The 17,875-nt window shown below is 69.8% G+C and carries 15 protein-coding genes and 4 tRNA genes; 14 read left to right on the top strand and 5 right to left on the bottom strand.

From position 1 onward, the window contains the following. Positions 1-10 precede the first annotated feature (10 nt). Together L6E10_RS20635 and mptB are read right to left on the bottom strand one after the other, a co-directional pair. Entirely contained in the window at positions 11-3,658 is a 3,648-nt protein-coding gene (locus tag L6E10_RS20635; protein WP_236221156.1) for a patatin-like protein, read from the bottom strand. 84 nt (positions 3,659-3,742) lie between these two features. Then, complete coding sequence (mptB, locus tag L6E10_RS20630) at positions 3,743-5,278, bottom strand: polyprenol phosphomannose-dependent alpha 1,6 mannosyltransferase MptB (protein ID WP_236221155.1); 1,536 nt, start codon at positions 5,276-5,278, stop codon at positions 3,743-3,745. A gap of 124 nt (positions 5,279-5,402) precedes the next feature. Between mptB and L6E10_RS20625 the strand changes: the two genes are divergently transcribed. From L6E10_RS20625 to L6E10_RS20565, 13 genes are all read left to right on the top strand, one after another. Then, on the top strand, positions 5,403-6,074 hold the full coding sequence (locus L6E10_RS20625) for a metalloregulator ArsR/SmtB family transcription factor (protein ID WP_236221154.1): 672 nt from the start codon (positions 5,403-5,405) through the stop codon (positions 6,072-6,074). Further along, positions 6,071-7,525 (top strand): Fe-S cluster assembly protein SufB, encoded by a 1,455-nt coding sequence (gene sufB / locus L6E10_RS20620; protein ID WP_236221153.1) that lies wholly within the window; start codon positions 6,071-6,073, stop codon positions 7,523-7,525. The genes L6E10_RS20625 and sufB overlap by 4 nt, the downstream gene beginning before the upstream one ends. A gap of 1 nt (position 7,526) precedes the next feature. After that, positions 7,527-8,684 carry a Fe-S cluster assembly protein SufD gene (gene sufD / locus L6E10_RS20615; RefSeq protein WP_236221152.1) on the top strand — a complete coding sequence of 386 codons (1,158 nt, stop codon included), beginning with the start codon at positions 7,527-7,529 and terminating at the stop codon, positions 8,682-8,684. Next, entirely contained in the window at positions 8,681-8,995 is a 315-nt protein-coding gene (locus tag L6E10_RS20610) for a non-heme iron oxygenase ferredoxin subunit (protein WP_236221151.1), read from the top strand. Before sufD ends, L6E10_RS20610 begins: the two co-directional genes overlap by 4 nt. A gap of 33 nt (positions 8,996-9,028) precedes the next feature. Then, the gene (gene sufC / locus L6E10_RS20605) at positions 9,029-9,802 is read left to right on the top strand and encodes a Fe-S cluster assembly ATPase SufC (RefSeq protein WP_236221150.1); all 774 of its coding nucleotides are present in this window, start codon (positions 9,029-9,031) and stop codon (positions 9,800-9,802) included. 26 nt (positions 9,803-9,828) lie between these two features. After that, on the top strand, positions 9,829-11,106 hold the full coding sequence (locus tag L6E10_RS20600) for a cysteine desulfurase (RefSeq protein ID WP_236221149.1): 1,278 nt from the start codon (positions 9,829-9,831) through the stop codon (positions 11,104-11,106). 1 nt (position 11,107) lies between these two features. After that, positions 11,108-11,548, top strand: coding sequence for a Fe-S cluster assembly sulfur transfer protein SufU (gene sufU, locus L6E10_RS20595; RefSeq protein ID WP_236221148.1), 441 nt, complete (start codon positions 11,108-11,110; stop codon positions 11,546-11,548). Beyond that, positions 11,545-11,931: a metal-sulfur cluster assembly factor gene (locus tag L6E10_RS20590; protein WP_090104908.1), complete on the top strand. Its 387-nt coding sequence runs from the start codon at positions 11,545-11,547 to the stop codon at positions 11,929-11,931. Before sufU ends, L6E10_RS20590 begins: the two co-directional genes overlap by 4 nt. A 512-nt stretch (positions 11,932-12,443) precedes the next feature. Next, positions 12,444-12,516 (top strand) — tRNA-Gly (locus L6E10_RS20585). 5 nt (positions 12,517-12,521) lie between these two features. Beyond that, positions 12,522-12,598, top strand: a tRNA-Leu gene (locus L6E10_RS20580). Between the two features lies 1 nt (position 12,599). After that, positions 12,600-12,675, top strand: a tRNA-Leu gene (locus L6E10_RS20575). 84 nt (positions 12,676-12,759) lie between these two features. Further along, positions 12,760-12,837, top strand: a tRNA-Ile gene (locus tag L6E10_RS20570). Positions 12,838-12,852: 15 nt separating this feature from the next. After that, positions 12,853-13,296, top strand: a complete 444-nt coding sequence (locus tag L6E10_RS20565; protein ID WP_236221147.1) for an NUDIX hydrolase — start codon at positions 12,853-12,855, stop codon at positions 13,294-13,296. Positions 13,297-13,360: 64 nt separating this feature from the next. Here L6E10_RS20565 and L6E10_RS20560 read toward each other — a convergent pair whose 3' ends face one another. From L6E10_RS20560 to L6E10_RS20550, 3 genes are all read right to left on the bottom strand, one after another. Next, complete coding sequence (locus L6E10_RS20560) at positions 13,361-14,425, bottom strand: glutamate--cysteine ligase (protein WP_236221146.1); 1,065 nt, start codon at positions 14,423-14,425, stop codon at positions 13,361-13,363. 154 nt (positions 14,426-14,579) lie between these two features. Beyond that, positions 14,580-16,256, bottom strand: a complete 1,677-nt coding sequence (locus tag L6E10_RS20555; RefSeq protein WP_236221145.1) for an EAL domain-containing protein — start codon at positions 16,254-16,256, stop codon at positions 14,580-14,582. A gap of 126 nt (positions 16,257-16,382) precedes the next feature. Beyond that, positions 16,383-17,342: a lycopene cyclase family protein gene (locus tag L6E10_RS20550; RefSeq protein ID WP_236221144.1), complete on the bottom strand. Its 960-nt coding sequence runs from the start codon at positions 17,340-17,342 to the stop codon at positions 16,383-16,385. 166 nt (positions 17,343-17,508) lie between these two features. Here L6E10_RS20550 and L6E10_RS40390 point away from each other — a divergent pair, with 166 nt between their 5' ends. Further along, positions 17,509-17,631: a hypothetical protein gene (locus L6E10_RS40390; RefSeq protein WP_275676811.1), complete on the top strand. Its 123-nt coding sequence runs from the start codon at positions 17,509-17,511 to the stop codon at positions 17,629-17,631. The last annotated feature ends 244 nt before the right edge of the window (positions 17,632-17,875 follow it).

Genomic DNA, 17,875 nt, shown 5'->3' with positions numbered 1-17,875 from the left:
CGCGGAGCGGCTAGCGGAGCTTCTCCTCGATCCGCCGTGCCACGACGAGCCCGGTGCGCGACAGCGCCAGCTCGGCCGGGTGCTCGCCCTCGCCGTCGACCAGGAACCGGTACAGCGAGGCGTGGCCCTCCAGCCGTTCGCGCAGCGTCGCGGCCACGTCGCAGCCCCGCGGGTAGATCGCCGGGATCGCCTCGTCGACGAGCTGGCGGCGGATGCGGCGCCGTTCCGCGCGCGGCACGTACCAGGACGTGATCAGCAGCAGCGTCAGGCCGAACACCAGCGCCGTGCCGATCACCGCCTGCCAGCCCCACCCGCGCGGCCCGGCGACGAGCAGCACGTCGGCGACCGCGAGGTAGGCGACGCCGTAGACGACGGCCCAGCCCGCGGTCGCGGCGGCGGGGGGCTCCGCGCGTTCCGTGCCCCACACACCCTCCACCCGGCGCCACCGCTGCAGCGACTTGCCGCCGCTGAGGGCCATCCGCACCCCGAACGCTCCACAGAGGACCGAAGCGGGGATCACCAGCCACGGCTGTGCGTACAGCCCGAACCGCCACACCGACCAGGCCACCCCGGCCGCCGCCAGCGCCACGGCGACCTGCTTCCAGCGCCGCCGGATGATCCGCAACGGCTCGAAGTCGGCGAGCACCGCGAGCGGTGTGCGGACCGGGGCGGGCAACGAGCCGAGCACCAGCAGGGACGCGACGACGAACGCCACCCCCGCCACCGTCACCGTGCCCGTCGTGACCTCGGAGCGGTCGTCCGGCATCCGGTCGAGCGCGATCGCCACCAGCGGGATCACCGGGGACAGCAGCACCAGGCCGTGCAGCATCGTGCCGCTTCTCAGCGCCGCGTAACCGAAAGCGGCGAGCAGGCTCGCGGCGCCGATCGCCGCGCCCGGCCCCGCCGCCCAGGCCGGCAGCATCCCGAACAGCGCCATCACGACCAGCGCGCCGCCGACCGCGAGACCCAGCAGCCCCAGGAACTGCGCGAGCTTCCCGCCCCGCGTCAGGCCGGTGATCGTCCAGTAGGGCAGCAGGGCGGCACCGCGCAGCACCCGCGTCACAGGCCGTACGGCGGCGAGCCCGGACTGCTCGGAGTCGGCGACCGTGACCGCGACGGCCGCGGCGGTGGCGGCCGTGCGGATCATCTGGTCCGACGCGGCCTCCTGGGTGAGCGGCTCGCGGCCGATGCCGGCGCGGTCGAAGGCGTTGAGCGCCGACATGCCGAGAGTGACCGTGTGCTCGTGCGGATATTCCAGCCGCCGCAACAGGTCCGCGTGCTCTTCGAGAAACAGCTCTCCCCGTGACCGCTTGTCCGCGCCGTCGCCCCGGTCGGCGATGATCGCGGCGCGCAGCCGGGGGAGCTCCTCGCAGATGATCCGCCAGTGCAGGCCCCACGCGGCCAGTTCCGCGAGCTTCAGCGACGACGGCGACAGGTCGCCCTCGGCCTCGTAGATCCCGGTCAGCTCCTCGCACGCCAGCTCCGCGCACGCCGCCACCTGGACCGGCAGCTCCGGCCCGAACATCGTCGCGACGACCTGGTCGACCACGGCCCGCGCGCGCTGCGCCGGGGTGCGCTCGTCGCCGGCGGGCCGTCCCAGCAGGTCCATCCGCCGCAGCCGCCGGGGGTCGAACAGGACCCGGCACAGCATCGTCGCGCCGTCCAGGCGTCCCCAGATCCAGTCGTTGACCCGCCACGAGCGCTTGAGGAACCCGGAGAACCGCGACAGCGACGCCCCGCCCGCCTTGTCGTCGGCGGTGATCGACTGCTGCGCGAACGCGTTGCGCGTCTGCAGCGACACCTGCACCAGCTCGACCGGCGAGTCCGGCCCGGCCGAGGCGTCGTCGGACAGGCACGTGCCCGCGACCTCCAGCGCCAGCAGGCGGTTCAGCCACCGCTCGCCGTCGTCCAGCCCGGCCTCCCGCGGCGTGGGCGGGGCGTCGAGCAGGGCGTGCCAGCAGACGAGCCCGCCGAGCCGCAGCCGGTGCTCGTCGAGCGCCGCCACCACCTGCCGGGCCTGCCCGACGATCCGCCCGACCTCGGCGACCTGCGCCCTGACCTCCCGCCCGAGGCGCCCGTCGACCACCTGCTCCTGGTAGCTCGCGAGCCGGCCGGTCCAGTACTCCTCGCCGAGCGACGAGGACGGCTCCCACGCGAACAGCTCGGCCCGCAGCCGCCGCAGCTCCGCCCGCACCCGGTGCAGTCCCCGGCGGGCCGTGCTGATCTCGTCGGCCTGTTCCTCCGGCACGACCCACACGAGCCGCTTGAGCAGGTCGAGCGCCGACGCCCCGAGGCGCTCGGCCATCGTGACGCCCCACTCCCAGCCCGCGTCCTCGCGGCACACGGTGTCCGGCAGCTTCACGCCCGGCACGTACGGCAGCACGCCGTGCCGCTCCTTCCACCGGCGCTGCGCGGTCTCGGCCGCACGCCGCGCCCGTTCGAACGACCAGTTCGCCGGGTTCCCGCCCCGCAGCGCGAACTGCTGCGCCGTGACCTGCCGCGCCGCGAGCCGGATCTCGACGTCCTCGTAGTGGCCGAAGAGCTTGTCCGCCAGCGAGTACACCTCGTCGACCACGTCGCCGCCGCCCGCGTGCAGCCGTTCCAGCAACGCCATCCGGCCGCCGCGCGAGCTCGCGGCCCGCCGGTTGTGCTCCTCGATCTTCTCGACGTAGGTCCGGCCCGCCTGGCTCGACATCGCGCTGAGCAGCCTGCCGCCGGAGCTGACCGTCGTCATCACCTCGTCGGCGGTGTCGGCGACCGGCTCGGAGCCCAGCGGCTCGGCGTGCGGGAACACCAGCAGCATGACCCGGCGCACCGGCCCGTCCGCGGGCATCCGGTCGATGGCCTCCAGCGCCTCCCTGGTCGGCGTGTTCACCAGGACGCCGCCGTCGACCGCGAACCTGCTGCGGTCGCCGTCTCCGGCCCAGCTCGCGACGTCCGCCATGTCCGGGCGGTCCGGCGTGCCCTGCCCGCCGACCGGGATGAAGCTCGGCTCGAACGCGAACGGGAAGCTCGCGCTGGACCGGGCCGCGAGCGCGAGCTGCCGGACGCGGCCGGGCAGGGTGTCGGCGCGGAAGTCGTCCCTGGTGTCCTCGCTGACCCAGGTGTAGGGGTCGCGGCGGAACGAGAACGAGCCCTGGTGCACCGACTGCGTGAGCGGCTGGCCCAGGTCGTCGTAGGTGACCGCCGGGACGCCGCCGAGCAGCGTCGTCGTGATGCGCAGGTCGATCGGGCGCTCGTCGGCGCCGGTCGGGGAGAAGTCGGTCGTGAGGCGGGCCAGCGCCTCCTGCAGCCGGGGCAGGAAGAACTCGTCGCCCTGCAGCAGCGACGCGGGCTGGCCGCGGAACGGCGTCCTGAGCAGCTGTTCCATCCGGCCCTGCTCGGCCCACAGGTCGCGCAGCCTGCTCAGGTCGGCGTTCTTGTTGACCTGCGACAACGCGAGCGCGGCCCCGTTGACGCCCCCGGCCGACGTGCCCGCGATGACGTCCGCCCTGGCCGTGCAGCCCACCAGGTCGAGCAACGGCTGGTACACCGATCCCGGCCTGGTCAGGCGGTCGAGCTCCAGCACGACGCCGCCCATCCAGACGGCCAGGCTCACACCGCCGTTGAGCACGACGGCGAACCGCACCTCTTCCCGCGACATGGGTTGCCCGGTCATGTCGCACCACCCCCTCGGCGACGATCTTCCCGTGTCCGGGTGGTCGTCCGCCGGGGGTTCGGGGTTACCGGTCCGAACAGTCCGTCACACGGCCGTGTCGGACCTCAGGAACGGCCCGACCCGCTTGCGCGCGATCAGCACGCAGACCGCGAAGGTGATGACCGCGCCCGCGACCGCCTGCGGCACCGTGTAGGCCCGCCCGTCGAACGCGGAGCCGGTCGGCGGCAGGATGATCGCGATGACCGCCGAGGCCACCATGGCGATCATCCGGAACTTGGGCCCGACCACCGCCGTGGCCAGCGGGAGCGCCGCCCACAGCACGTACCAGGGCTGCAGCACCGGCCCCAGCACCAGGATCGCGCCGAGCGCCGCGCCCAGGCCGTTCATCGCCTTGATCCGGCCCTTGAAGCTGCGCCACAGCAGCATGACGGTGATCACGATCGAGATGCCCTGCCCGAGCAGCCGGGTCAGCGAGATCATCGCCTCGGTGTGGTTGCCGAGGCCGAGCAGGATGCCGGTGCCGGCCCCCAGGAACCCCAGCGCCGTCGGCGGCGACATCCACGACTTCACGGTGGAGGCGACGTTCAGCGTCTCGACCCAGCCGAACCCGAACCCGGTGCCGAGGCAGATCACCACCACCCCGGCCGCGGCGATCACCGCCATGATCCCGGCCACCAGCGCGAGGTGCTTGACCTGACCTCCGAGCTTGCGCGCCACCAGCACGCCGAGGAACCCGAGCGCGGCCATCGCGGGGATCTTCACCATCGCGCCGCACACGATGACCCCGGAGCCCAGCACGATCCACGACCACTTCAGCGGTTCCAGCCCGCGCATCGCGAGCTCCAGGCCGACCAGCATGAGGCCGAGCGCGAGACCGTCGTTGTGCACGCCGATGACGATGTGGAACAGCACCAGCGGGTTCAGCGCGCCCAGCCACAGCGCGCCGACCGGCGGCACCCCGAACCGCGCCGCGAGCCGGGGGAGCGCCCACACGATCATCGCCAGGCCGCACAGCACCAGCAGCCGGTGCACGAACACGCCGGACACCACGTGGTCCCCGGTCAGCATCGCGGTCAGCCGCCCGAACGCGAGGAACAGCGGCCCGTACGGCGCCGGCGTCTCCCGCCAGATGTTCGGCACACCGCGCGTCAGCACGTGGTCGACGCCCAGCGCCGTCGCCGGGCCCAGCTCGTACGGGTCCTGCCCGCGCGCCGCGATCTCGCTCTGCGCGAGGTAGGAGTACACGTCGCGGGAGAACATCGGCACGCAGAAGACCAGCGGAACGGTCCACATCAGCAGCGTGCGGTCCATCTGGCCGCGTGAGATGAGCCGCGGCCTGCCCGGACGCACGAACCGGCCGAGCGCGAGCCAGGCCGACACGATCATGAAGATGCCGGTCCAGACGACCCCCATCGCGACGCTGGGCATCCTCGAGAACAGGCCGAGGACGGGCACGCCGTAGAGCGGCGAGTAGATGGGGGCCGCGCCACCGCCGAGTGACCCCACGGTCAGCAGGAGGGCGCCGATCGTGCCCCAGCGGCGCACGATGTCCAGCTGGCGACGTTCCCGCCCGTTCAGGAGGTCGCTCTCCGGAGTCACGGCTCCGCCGTTGGTGGACATGGGGGCAGCGTATCCAGCCACGTTCAGCCGTGAGTCAGGTCACCCTGTGACCGCGATCTTTGCGACCTCCGGCGAAATACGCAACACTGGTGTTGTGAAAAACGCCGAGACCCACCTTGACGCCGTGCCGCAGCACGACGGCAAGACTCGGCGTGCTGTCGCCAGGCTCCTCCTGGAGCAGGGCCCGGTCACCGCGGCGGCCGTCGCGGAGGAACTGGGCATCAGCCCCACAGCGGTGCGCCGGCACATCGACGCGCTGCTCGCGGACGGCGAGGCGATCACCAGGGACGCACCGCGGCAGACCCAACGTGGCCGTGGCCGTCCCGCGAAGCTCTTCCTGCTGACCGACGCCGGACGAGCCCGGTTCGGCCACGCCTACGACGACCTCGCGGTCGCCGCGGTCAGGTTCCTCGCCCAGACGGGTGGGGAAGAGGCTGTGCGCGCCTTCGCGCAGAGCCGTGTCGACGCGCTCGTGGACCGGCACCGTTCAGCGATCGTGGCCCAGGTCACGCCCGCCGAACGGGCGAAGGCCCTTGCGACCGCGCTGACCAGGGAGGGCTACGCTGCGTCGGCGCGAAACGTCGGGGTGGGTGAGCAGTTGTGCCAGCACCACTGCCCGGTCGCCCACGTTGCCGCCGAGTTCCCCCAGCTGTGCGAGACCGAGACGGAGACGTTCGCGAACCTCCTCGGAACCCACGTGCAGCGCCTCGCGACGATCGCCCGCGGCCACGCCGTGTGCACGACGCACATCCCGAACGTTCCACGGATCCCAGATGATGGAGGGGAGCCCGCATGACTACCGCTGCCGAGCAGCGCACGCCCACCACGGTGCAGTCTCCGCTCACGCAGGAAGAGACCATTGCGTCTCTCGGCAACTACGAGTTCGGCTGGGCCGACTCGGACACTGCCGGCGCGAGCGCTCGCCGAGGCCTCAGCGAGGATGTCGTCCGCGACATCTCGGCGAAGAAGAGCGAGCCCGAGTGGATGCTCGAGTACCGGTTGAAGGCGCTGAAGCTCTTCGACCTCAAGCCGATGCCGAGCTGGGGCGCTGACCTCTCTGGGATCGACTTCGACTCGATCAAGTACTTCGTGCGGTCCACCGAGAAGCAGGCCACCAGCTGGGAGGACCTGCCCGAGGACATCAAGAACACCTACGACCGCCTGGGCATCCCCGAGGCCGAGAAGCAGCGCCTCGTCGCCGGCGTCGCGGCCCAGTACGAGTCCGAGGTCGTCTACCACCAGATCCGCGAGGACCTGGAGCAGCAGGGTGTCCTCTTCCTCGACACCGACACCGCACTGAAGGAGCAGCCGGAGCTCTTCCGGGAGTACTTCGGCTCCGTCATCCCCGCGGGTGACAACAAGTTCTCGGCGCTCAACGCCGCGACGTGGTCCGGTGGCTCGTTCATCTACGTGCCGAAGGGCGTGCACGTGGACATCCCGCTGCAGGCCTACTTCCGGATCAACACCGAGAACATGGGCCAGTTCGAGCGCACGCTGATCATCGTCGACGAGGGTGCCTACGTGCACTACGTCGAGGGCTGCACGGCGCCGATCTACTCCTCGGACTCGCTGCACTCGGCCGTGGTCGAGATCATCGTGAAGAAGGGCGGCCGCTGCCGCTACACGACGATCCAGAACTGGTCGAACAACGTCTACAACCTGGTCACCAAGCGCGCCAAGGCCGAAGAGGGCGCGACCATGGAGTGGGTCGACGGCAACATCGGCTCCAAGGTGACCATGAAGTACCCGGCCGTCTTCCTGATGGGCGAGCACGCCAAGGGCGAGGTCCTCTCGATCGCGTTCGCGGGCGAGGGCCAGCACCAGGACGCCGGCGCCAAGATGGTCCACATGGCCCCGCACACCTCCTCGACCATCGTGTCGAAGTCGGTGGCGCGCGGCGGTGGCCGCACGTCCTACCGCGGCCTGGTCCAGGTCAACAAGCGGGCGCACCACTCGAAGTCCACGGTGAAGTGCGACGCGCTGCTGGTCGACACCATCAGCCGCTCGGACACCTACCCGTACGTCGACGTCCGCGAGGACGACGTCGCGATGGGCCACGAGGCCACGGTCTCGAAGGTCTCCGAGGACCAGTTGTTCTACCTGATGTCGCGCGGCCTGAACGAGGACGAGGCCATGGCGATGATCGTGCGCGGGTTCGTCGAGCCCATCGCGCGCGAGCTCCCCATGGAGTACGCCCTCGAGCTGAACCGCCTGATCGAACTGCAGATGGAAGGGGCCGTCGGCTGACATGGCCGCCCTGTCGACTCAACCTCACTCCCACGGTGCCGCCGTTCCCGTCGCCTCGCGCGCAGAGCACTTCACGTCCTACGACGTGGACGCGTTCGAGGTGCCGGGCGGCCGTGAGGAGATCTGGCGCTTCACGCCTCTCAAGCGTCTGGCCGGTCTGCACTCCGGCGCTGCGGCAACGGGTTCCGCTGCCGTCGAGGTGAACGCCGCCGCCGGTGTCACCGTCGAGACGGTCGGTCGTGACGACGACCGCCTCGGCAAGGCGGGTGTCCCCGGTGACCGCATCGCCGCGCAGGCCTACTCCTCGTTCGAGCAGGCCACGATCGTGACCCTGCCCGGCGACGCGAAGACCGAGCCGACCACCGTCACGGTGACCGGCGCGGGCACCGGAACCGTTGCCTACGGCCACATCCAGATCAAGGCCTCGCAGTTCGCCGAGGGCACCGTGATCCTGGACTTCCGCGGCTCCGGCGCGTACGCGGACAACGTCGAGTTCCTCGTCGCGGACGGCGCGCACCTCACGGTGATCGCCATCCACGACTGGGCCGACGACGCCGTGCACGTCTCGCAGCACCACGTGAAGCTCGGCCGCGACGCGACCATCAAGCACACCGTGGTCACGCTCGGCGGCGACGTCGTGCGCGTGACGCCGGTCGTGCAGTACGCGGGTCGCGGTGGCGACGCGGAGCTGTTCGGCCTGTACTTCGCGGACGCGGGCCAGCACCAGGAGCACCGGCCGTTCATCGACCACGGGCAGCCCAACTGCCGCAGCAACGTCGTCTACAAGGGCGCGTTGCAGGGCGAGGGCGCGCACGCGGTGTGGATCGGTGACGTGCTCATCCGCGTCGCCGCCGAGGGCACCGAGACGTTCGAGCTGAACCGGAACCTGATCCTCACCGATGGTGCGCGTGCCGACTCGGTGCCGAACCTGGAGATCGAGACCGGCGAGATCGAGGGCGCGGGCCACGCCAGCGCCACCGGCCGGTTCGACGACGAGCAGCTGTTCTACCTGCAGGCGCGCGGCATCCCGGAGACCCAGGCGCGGCGGCTCGTCGTGCGCGGCTTCTTCCAGGAGCTGATCGCGAAGATCACCGTCCCCGAGGTGCGCGAGCGCCTCGAGACCGCCATCGAGGCAGAGCTCGAGGCGGTCGGGGCGTGATCAAGGTGTGTGCACTGTCCGAACTGGACAACCGCAAGCCGTTCGCCGCCACCGTGGACGACGTGGACGTCGTCCTGGTGCGCGACGGCGAGCGGGTGCACGCGCTCGCGGATCTGTGCTCGCACGCCGCGGTGTCGCTGAGCGAGGGCGAGGTCTCCCGCAAGGGGATCGAGTGCTGGTTGCACGGGTCGTGCTTCGACCTGGAGACCGGCAAGCCCTCGTCGCCGCCCGCCAGCGAACCGGTCGACGTCTACGCCGTCGACATCCGTGACGGCGACGTCTTCGTCGACGTCACCGTCACCACGAACTGACTTCTAGCTACACCACCAGGAGAACGGCAAGTCATGGCCACCCTTGAGATCAAGGACCTGCACGTCTCGGTCGTCAGCGAGGACGCTCCCAAGGAGATCCTCAAGGGCGTCGACCTGACGATCAAGGCCGGCGAGACGCACGCCATCATGGGCCCCAACGGCTCCGGCAAGTCCACGCTGTCCTACGCGATCGCCGGACACCCGAAGTACACGATCACCTCGGGCTCCGTCACGCTCGACGGCGAGGACGTCCTCGAGATGTCCGTCGACGAGCGCGCCCGCGCGGGCCTCTTCCTCGCCATGCAGTACCCGGTCGAGGTCCCCGGCGTCTCGATGTCGAACTTCCTGCGCACCGCCGCCACCGCCGTCCGCGGCGAGGCCCCGGCCCTGCGCCACTGGGTCAAGGAGGTCAAGGGCGCGATGGCCGACCTCGACATCGACCCGGCGTTCGCCGAGCGTTCGGTGAACGAGGGCTTCTCCGGCGGTGAGAAGAAGCGCCACGAGATCCTGCAGCTGGGCCTGCTCCAGCCGAAGGTCGCGATCCTCGACGAGACCGACTCCGGCCTGGACGTCGACGCGCTGCGCGTCGTGTCCGAGGGCGTCAACCGCTACAAGGCCTCGGGCGAGGTCGGCGTCATGCTGATCACGCACTACACCCGGATCCTCAAGTACATCCAGCCCGACTTCGTGCACGTCTTCGCGAACGGCCGCATCGTCGAGTCCGGCGGCCGTGAGCTCGCCGACCAGCTCGAGTCCGAGGGTTACGTGAAGTACACCGGGAAGTCGGAAGCCGCGGCCCTTTCCTGACGTTGCAGGTGTTGAGAGGAGGCGCTGTGACCACCACCGCAGCACCATTGGACGTAGCCGCTCTCCGAGCGGACTTCCCGATCCTGTCCCGCACCGTTCGTGACGGGAAGCGCCTGGTCTACCTGGACTCCGGCGCCACCTCGCAACGCCCGACGCAGGTTCTGGACGCGGAGAAGGCATTCCTGCAGACCGCCAACGCGGCGGTCCACCGGGGTGCCCACCAGCTGGCGGAGGAGGCGACCGACGCGTACGAGGGTGCGCGTCAGCGCATCGCGGACTTCGTCGGCGCCGACTTCGGCGAGCTGGTGTTCACCAAGAACGCCACCGAGGGCTTCAACCTCGTGGCGTACGCGATGGGCAACGCCGCGACCTCGGGCCCCGAGGCCGCGCGCTTCCGGATCGGTCCCGGCGACGAGATCGTCGTGACCGAGATGGAGCACCACGCGAACCTCGTTCCGTGGCAGCAGCTCGCCGCCCGGACCGGCGCGACGCTGAAGTGGTTCCGGCTGACCCCCGACGGCCGCCTCGACCTGTCCGATGTGGACAGCGTGATCACGCCCCGGGCGAAGGTCGTGGCGTTCACGCACCAGTCCAACGTGACCGGCGTGATCAACCCGGTCGACGTGCTCGTCGCGGCCGCGCAGGAGGTCGGCGCGCTCACCGTGCTGGACGCGTGCCAGTCCGTCCCGCACAGCCCGGTCGACTTCCACCGGCTCGGCGTGGACTTCGCGTCGTTCTCCGGCCACAAGATGCTCGGCCCGTCCGGCATCGGTGTCCTCTACGGACGCCGTGAGCTGCTGGAGGCGCTGCCCCCCTTCATCACCGGCGGTTCGATGATCGAACTGGTGAAGATGGAGGGCTCGACGTTCGCCCCGCCGCCGCAGCGCTTCGAGGCCGGTTCGCCGATGACGTCCCAGGCCGTCGGCCTGGGTGCCGCGGTCGACTACCTGAGCATCGTGGGCATGGAGCGCGTCCACGCGCACGAGCACCTGCTGACCGTGGCGGCCCTGGAAGGCCTGTCGGCCGTCAAGGGCGTCCGCCTGATCGGGCCGGCCGACGCCGTGAACCGCGGCGGCGCCGTGCCGTTCGAGATCGAGGGTGTCCACCCGCACGACGCCGGCCAGGTGCTCGACAGCCTGGGCATCGCCGTGCGCGTCGGCCACCACTGCGCGTGGCCGCTGCACCGCTGCCTGAACGCCCAGTCGTCGGTGCGCGCGACGTTCTACCTGTACAACACGCTGGACGAGGTCGACGCACTGGTCGACGGCGTCCGCGAGGCGCAGAAGTTCTTCGGGGTGGCCTGAGATGCAGCTCCAGCAGATGTACCAGGAGATCATCCTGGACCACTACAAGAACCCGCACGGCCGAGGCCTGCGCGACCCGTTCGACGCGGAGTCGTTCCAGGTCAACCCCACCTGCGGCGACGAGGTGACGCTGCGCGTCCACGTCGTCGACGGCGTCGTGCAGGACGTGTCGTACGACGGCCAGGGCTGCTCGATCAGCCAGGCCTCGACGTCCGTGTTGACCGACCTGGTCGTGGGTAAGCCGGTGGGCGAGGCGTTCGAGAAGATGGACGCGTTCGTCGAGCTCATGCAGGGCCGCGGCCAGGTGGAGCCCGACGAGGACGTCCTCGAGGACGGCATCGCCTTCGCCGGTGTCGCGAAGTACCCGGCGCGCGTGAAGTGCGCGCTGCTGGGCTGGATGGCGTTCAAGGACGCAGTCGTACGAAGCCAGGGAGCAGCATGAGCACCGAAGAAGTCGTCCGGGGAGCCGAAGGCATGCCGGTCTTCGAGCCCAAGGCTGACGTCGCCGCGCTGGACGACGTGGAAGAAGCGATGCGCGACGTCGTGGACCCGGAGCTGGGCATCAACGTCGTCGACCTCGGCCTCGTCTACGACATCCACGTCGACGACAAGAACGTCGCCACCATCGACATGACGCTCACGTCGGCGGCCTGCCCGCTGACCGACGTCATCGAGGACCAGACCCGCGCGGCCCTGACCGGCGGCGCGGGCGGCGGTCTCGTGTCGGACTTCCGCATCAACTGGGTGTGGATGCCGCCGTGGGGCCCGGAGAAGATCACCGACGACGGCCGCGAGCAGCTGCGGGCGCTCGGCTTCACCGTCTGACCGGATTCTCTTCGAACGGCGCGCATCCCACGGGGTGCGCGCCGTTCGTCGTTCAGAGCAGGTCGAGGAACGCCGTCACCCACTGCCCAGAGGCCTCGTACCCGAATCCTGAACATGTACCCGTCATGGACACCTGCGAAACAGCGATCCACTATCTGGAACACCGCGTGAACCTCATTTAAATGCGTTGCACGACCACGCCGCCGTCGCATAGCTTGATCCCGTCGCAACCGACAGAGATCAACCGGAGGAAGACATGCTTGCCAAGGCTCAGCTCGCGGGATGGCGAATTCTCGCCCTCATCGCCGGCGGTCTGCTGGCGGTGGCGTGGGGCTCCACGCCATGACCTGATCCCCAGGTCATGACCTCGGAGCCGCCCACGGGAAACCCTGGGCGGTTTTCTTTTTGCACACCACCAATGCCGACGAGCTTCGGAAGCGGAACTGCCTCCAAAACAGTTTCCCGAGGGTTCGACTCCTTCCGTCGGTGCGGCACGGAACAAATCAACGAATGCGATCGTGGTGAACTCGGCGGACACGTCGGTCTTCCAAACCGGAGAAGAGGGTTCGACGCCCTCCGATCGCTCTCGTGCGGGTCTAGCCCAACAGGGAGAGGCACATGGTTGAGGGCCATGCCAGTCGGGGTTCGACTCCCCGGATCCGCACCACGCCCCGGTAGCCCAACGGAAGAGGCAACGCGCTCAGAACGCGTCCAGTGCAGGTTCGAATCCTGCCCAGGGCACCACAGCACAAGAAGGGGGACGCGCCGGCGCGCAGGTGATCCTTGCAAGATCGCCCTGGAGGGTTCGACACCCTCGTCTTCCACTCCCGTCCCGTAGCTCAGCCCGGTGAGAGCGTCCGCCTGATACGCGGCAGGTCCCAGGTTCAAGTCCTGGCGGGACGACCAAGGTAGGAAGAACGGGTGGACCACAGCAGCAGAGCGCTCGCCGCGGCCGGCGCGTTGTTCTTCGACGAGGCGGGCCGCGTCCTGCTCGTCGAGCCCACCTACAAGCCGTACTGGGAGATCCCCGGCGGCGCGGTCGAACACGGCGAGACGCCGTCGCAGGCCTGCCGCCGCGAGGTCGAGGAAGAGCTCGGCCTGGTCAGGGAACCCGGCCGGCTGCTCGTCGTCGACTGGGCTCCGCGCGACGGCGAGGACCGCGTCCTGTTCGTGTTCGAAGGCGGCCTGATCACCGCCGACGACCACATCGTCCTGCGGGCGGAAGAGCTGAAGGCCTGCGAGTTCGTGACCTCCGCCGAAGCAGCGCGCCGCCTGGTCCCCAGACTCGCGCGCCGGGTGGGGCAAGCGCTGCGAGCGCGGGAATCAGGCGAGACCCGCTACCTCGAACACGGCGTTCAAGCGTAGACCCGTTTCACGAACGACGCCGATCCGCGGCCTCGACCAGACCCATGACCCCGTCCACCGCCGGTCACACCGGGGCGGTCTGCGCGACCAGGAACCCCACCACGTCGTCCAGCCGCCCCCGCCGCGCGAACGCCCTGCGCTGCCTCGCCGCCCCCGTGCCGTCGAGCAGCAACCGGTCGATCCCCGCCGTCACCCTCTCGTAGTCGCCGGCGAACTCCAGCGCCGGCCGGATCCACCGCAGCAACGACGCGACGATCGAGGACGCGGGTGCCGGCGCCCCCGTCACCGGATCGATGCCGAAGCCTTCGAGACCGTCCCGCGCGGCACGCCACATCGCGACCCTCACCAGGTGCGGCGGCAGTTTCGGCGGCACAGCACCGGAACTCAGCGCCGTGGAGGCGATTCCCCGCACCAGCGCGGCCATCAGCACCGCTTCCTCCACCGTCGGCGCGACGTCCGAGACGCGCAGCTCGAGCGTGGGGTGGCGGGCGGAGAGCCGGACGTCCCAGTAGAGCATCCCGGCGTCGATCGCCGCGCCGCTCGCGACGATCTCCTCCCGTGCCGCGTAGTACTCGGCCGCGTTGTCGAAGTGCGGCGGCGCACCCGAAGTGGGCCAACGGTTCCACACCACGTACCGCCAGCTCGCGTACCCCGTGTCGCCGTCGAGCCAGTACGGCGAGTTCGCGCCCAGCGCCAGCAACGTCGGCAGCCACTGCCGCAGGTGGTTGCTCACGAAGATCTTCGACTCGTCGTCGGGCAGCCCGACGTGCACGTGGCAGCCGCAGATCGCGAGGTCGTTGGTGAGCGCGCCCATCTCCTGCGCCATCCGGTGGTAGCGCGGGGAGTTCGTGAGCGGCGTCGGCATCGTGAGGCCCAGCACCGGCGTCCCGGTCGCCGCCAGCCTCGCGTCGTGGCCCGCCGCCCGTTCGATCAACGCCCGCCGCGCCCGCGCCAGCTGGTCGCTGAGCACACCCATGTCCGTGCAGATGCCGCTCGCCGATTCCACCTGGTACTGCGCGATTTCCGGCTGCAGGTCGACCTCGTAGCGGTCCGCTCCGGCGAGAACGTCCTCGGCACGGTTGGCCAAATGGCCCGTCGACGCTTCGACGAGGACGAATTCCTCTTCCACCCCAACGGTGAGGAGGCCGTCCGTGCTCGTCCGTTGCGCGGGAACCGATTGAGTTCTGCTGCCGACCTGCACGCCGAACCTCCTGTGCACTGAGTAGCACACCCGATGCTATGAGTGATCAGTGCGCCGCACAGGAGGCGTTCGGTTGTATCTGTCAACCCACCGCACGTTGCGGGACACCACGCAGCACATCGCGTCGTTCGCTGCCCGGCCGCCCCATGACCCAGCTGGACCCGGCAAGAGACTTCGCGTGTTCCTTCACTGGCGCCAACAACCGCGACACCTCGCGATACGACCCCACTGATCCCGGGGCACAGATAAGGGTCGCAAGAGAGAGCGTCACGTGTCGTCCCTCTGCCGTGTACGCCTTGTCCAGCAAACGAGCACTGAGCGGCACTGTCTCGTCGAGCCCGGCGAGGAGCAGGAAGTCGTCACCACCGACGTGCCCGACCTGCACACCGGGGAACGCGTGCGCGAGGTCCGCCAGGTCGTAGCCGATCTCGCGGATCAGGTCGTCGCCCGCCGCGAATCCCACCGTGTCGTTGACCAGCTTGAACCTGTCCACGTCCAGCCACGAGACCGCGAAGATCTCGCCGAGCCCGATCCGGCGGTCCACCTCCTCCGAGAGGGCGTCGCTGCCCGGCAGCCGGGTGAGCGGGCTCAACGCGGCCGCCTGCTCCACCTTGAGCTCCGCCACACCGCGCACAACGTCCGCCACGCGCACAACACCCATGCACCGCTCGTTGTGGTCCACGACGATGAGGTCGTCGTTCGTGCGCTCACGGTTCGCACCGGCCACCACGTCGAGCAGGTCCAGCGCCGACGACTCGGTGCCGATGACGTGCGGCTTGTCCGCGAGACGCGCGGCTTCCCTCTTGGCGTGCAGCGCATGCCCGTACGGACCGGTGACCGCCAGCAGGAACCGGTTGCGGTCCACCGACCACTTCGGGCGGCCCTCGTCGTCCAGGAGCACGACGCCCGTGACCGACGGCTGCGACACGAACACCTCGCGCACTTCCTCGCTCGTGGCGCTCTCGGGCAGCACCGTGGCCGGGTGCAGGAACGCCGTGATGCGCGGACCGGTGGTGCTGCGGCGGATCTCGCCCGTCTCCGAGACCGCCTCCGGCACGATGCGGGCGTTCACCGCCGGCCGCCGCTGCGGGGGAGCGAGGAACCTGCCCTGCGCGTACCCCACTCCCAGCTTCCGCAGGTAGGTCAGCTCCGCCTCGGTCTCCACGCCCTCGGCCACGACCTGACCGCCCGTGTACTCGCCGAGGTGCACCAGCGACTTCACCAGCGCGCCCCGCGCGGCGTCGTCGGGCAGCGAGCGGACGATCTCGCGGTCCAGCTTGATGAAGTCCGGCGAGGAACTGGTCAGCAGGCCGAGCGGCACGTCACCCTCGCCCACGCAGTCGAGCGCGATGCGGAAACCGTTGTTGCGCAACGTCTGCATGCCGCGGGCGAGCCGGACGCGGTTGGCCCGCGAGTACGGCTCGCCGATCTCGACCACGACGCTGTCCGGCGACCGCCCGGCATCCCGCAGAGCACCGTAGAGCGGGCTCATGACCTCGGGCTTGTCCGCCACGGTGATCGCGAGCAGGTTCACGTGCAGCGGCAGCATCAGGTCGAAGTCGGCCGCGGCGCGCACGGCGCGGCACGCGAGCCCGACGTCGGCGTTGACGAGCAGCCCCGCGCGGAAGGCGGCCTGGAGGAGGTCCTGCACGCTGCCGTCGTGCGGCCGGGCCAGGGCCTCGATCGCGACGACACCCCCGGTGTTCAGGTTGAACAGCGGCTGGAAGGCGAACCTGACGTCATCCAGCAATGCGGGCACGCTCCCGATCGTGCCGGTGCGAACGAGTCGCCTCCAAGGGGGTTCACCAGCTGTTCACGAGGTTGGCGACCTTTTGCCACACCGGTGCTGCGTTCGGTGACACCCCGTTCACGCTGGGAGTCCGCGCTAGAGGAGTTTCCACCTGAGGTGGCTTGGCGCGGCCTTGAACAGCGCCGTCATGGCCCTCGCGACACCCTTCACGTCCTCCCGCCCGGACAGGTAGGCGCGCTGGTGGTCCGAGTCGAGCCGGAAGAACACCTCGAAGAAGTCCCGCGTCTCCTCGGCGTCCAGTTCGAGGAGCACCTCGAGCCCGTGCTTGCGCGTCGCGTGCACGAGGCGCGCGCTGGGGGACCAGATGACGCCCTTCGGGTCCTTCTTCGTCTTGATGGCCCGCGCGACCCGAGGGGCGAGCGTGAGAGAGGTGGCGACGCTGTAGCCCGTGGCGGGGTGGATGAACCCCGCTGCCGCACCGAACGCCAGCCCCTCGGCCCTGGGCGCGTCGAGGGGGAAGCGGACGCGTTCTTCTTCGCCGCCCGGTGGAAGCCGGGCGTGCAGGCGTTCGCGCAGAACCTTCAACGACATGCCGGGGCGTCGTGCCAGACAGGTCTCCTCCACGAGGACGCGGTTGCCGCCGAGAGGGACCGTGTAGAGGAACGTGTCACCGTCGCGCCAGTCCATCAACGTCGTCTCAGTGCTGTCCGACTCGATGACGGTACCCACGGCCGTCTGCTCAGCACGGCCCTTGCGCGCGCCTGTGGCGTTGAACGTGTAGCGCGCTGGTGCCGGCTGCTGAAGAACCTCGACCTCTTCGGGCAGTTCGTGGAGCTTCGCGTTGTCGAGCACTACGTAGGTGCGGGGGATGAGGTGTTCCGTGCGCGCATAGGCACGCACGGTCGTACTCACCGCCTTGGTCGGCGTGCCTGTCGGAAGCTCGTCAGCCCACGCGCCGTAAGTCGCCGTGTAGACGCGGTCCGGCTGACGGTCGACTATCGCCGTGTAGAGGCCTTCCTGTGCGCAGGCACGGGCAAGCGCCCTGCCGGCCGGACCTCCGCCGATCACCACCACGTCGTACATCACGACGTCCATGATTGACCTCGCGGTGACGCCCTACCTGACAGGAGCCGACGGCGGGCCGGCGGTCGGTCCGCGCAGCGGTCCCGCGGAGGGACGTAGGTCACGTCAAGTCGTTTTGAACGAGGTTGCTGCGGCCGATTCCGCGCCCGTCCCGGACCGCTCCGTGCGGGAAGCAGCCGTGACCAGGCTTTTCTTCGGCGCGACTGCCGGTGACCCGGTCTCGGCGTTCGAAGCGTCGGCGAACCGCGCACCGGCCCTCACGGCGACGAAAGCGCAGGTCAGCGGCGGTTTCGAAGCCTGAGGTACCCCCCGATTTGGAGTTCGAAACTGGCCCGTGTAATGTTCTCCAAGTCAGAGCGGAACGGGCCGGGAAACAAGCCGGAACGGAGCTCGACGAAAGACTTCTAAGCCTGACACAGCCCCGGAAGTGACTCTCTTCGGAGATTAGCTGCGGTGTGCGCGTGTTCTTTGAGAACTCAACAGCGTGCCGATAACACAGCCAGTAATATGAATATCTCTCGTCAGAGATATTCCTTTGAGAGTAA

The sequence above is a fragment of the Lentzea sp. CC55 genome (assembly GCF_021056325.1).
GTDB lineage: Bacteria > Actinomycetota > Actinomycetes > Mycobacteriales > Pseudonocardiaceae > Lentzea > Lentzea jiangxiensis.
Note: the sequence above shows the minus strand (reverse complement) of the source record. Positions and strands in the feature narration are given on the sequence as shown.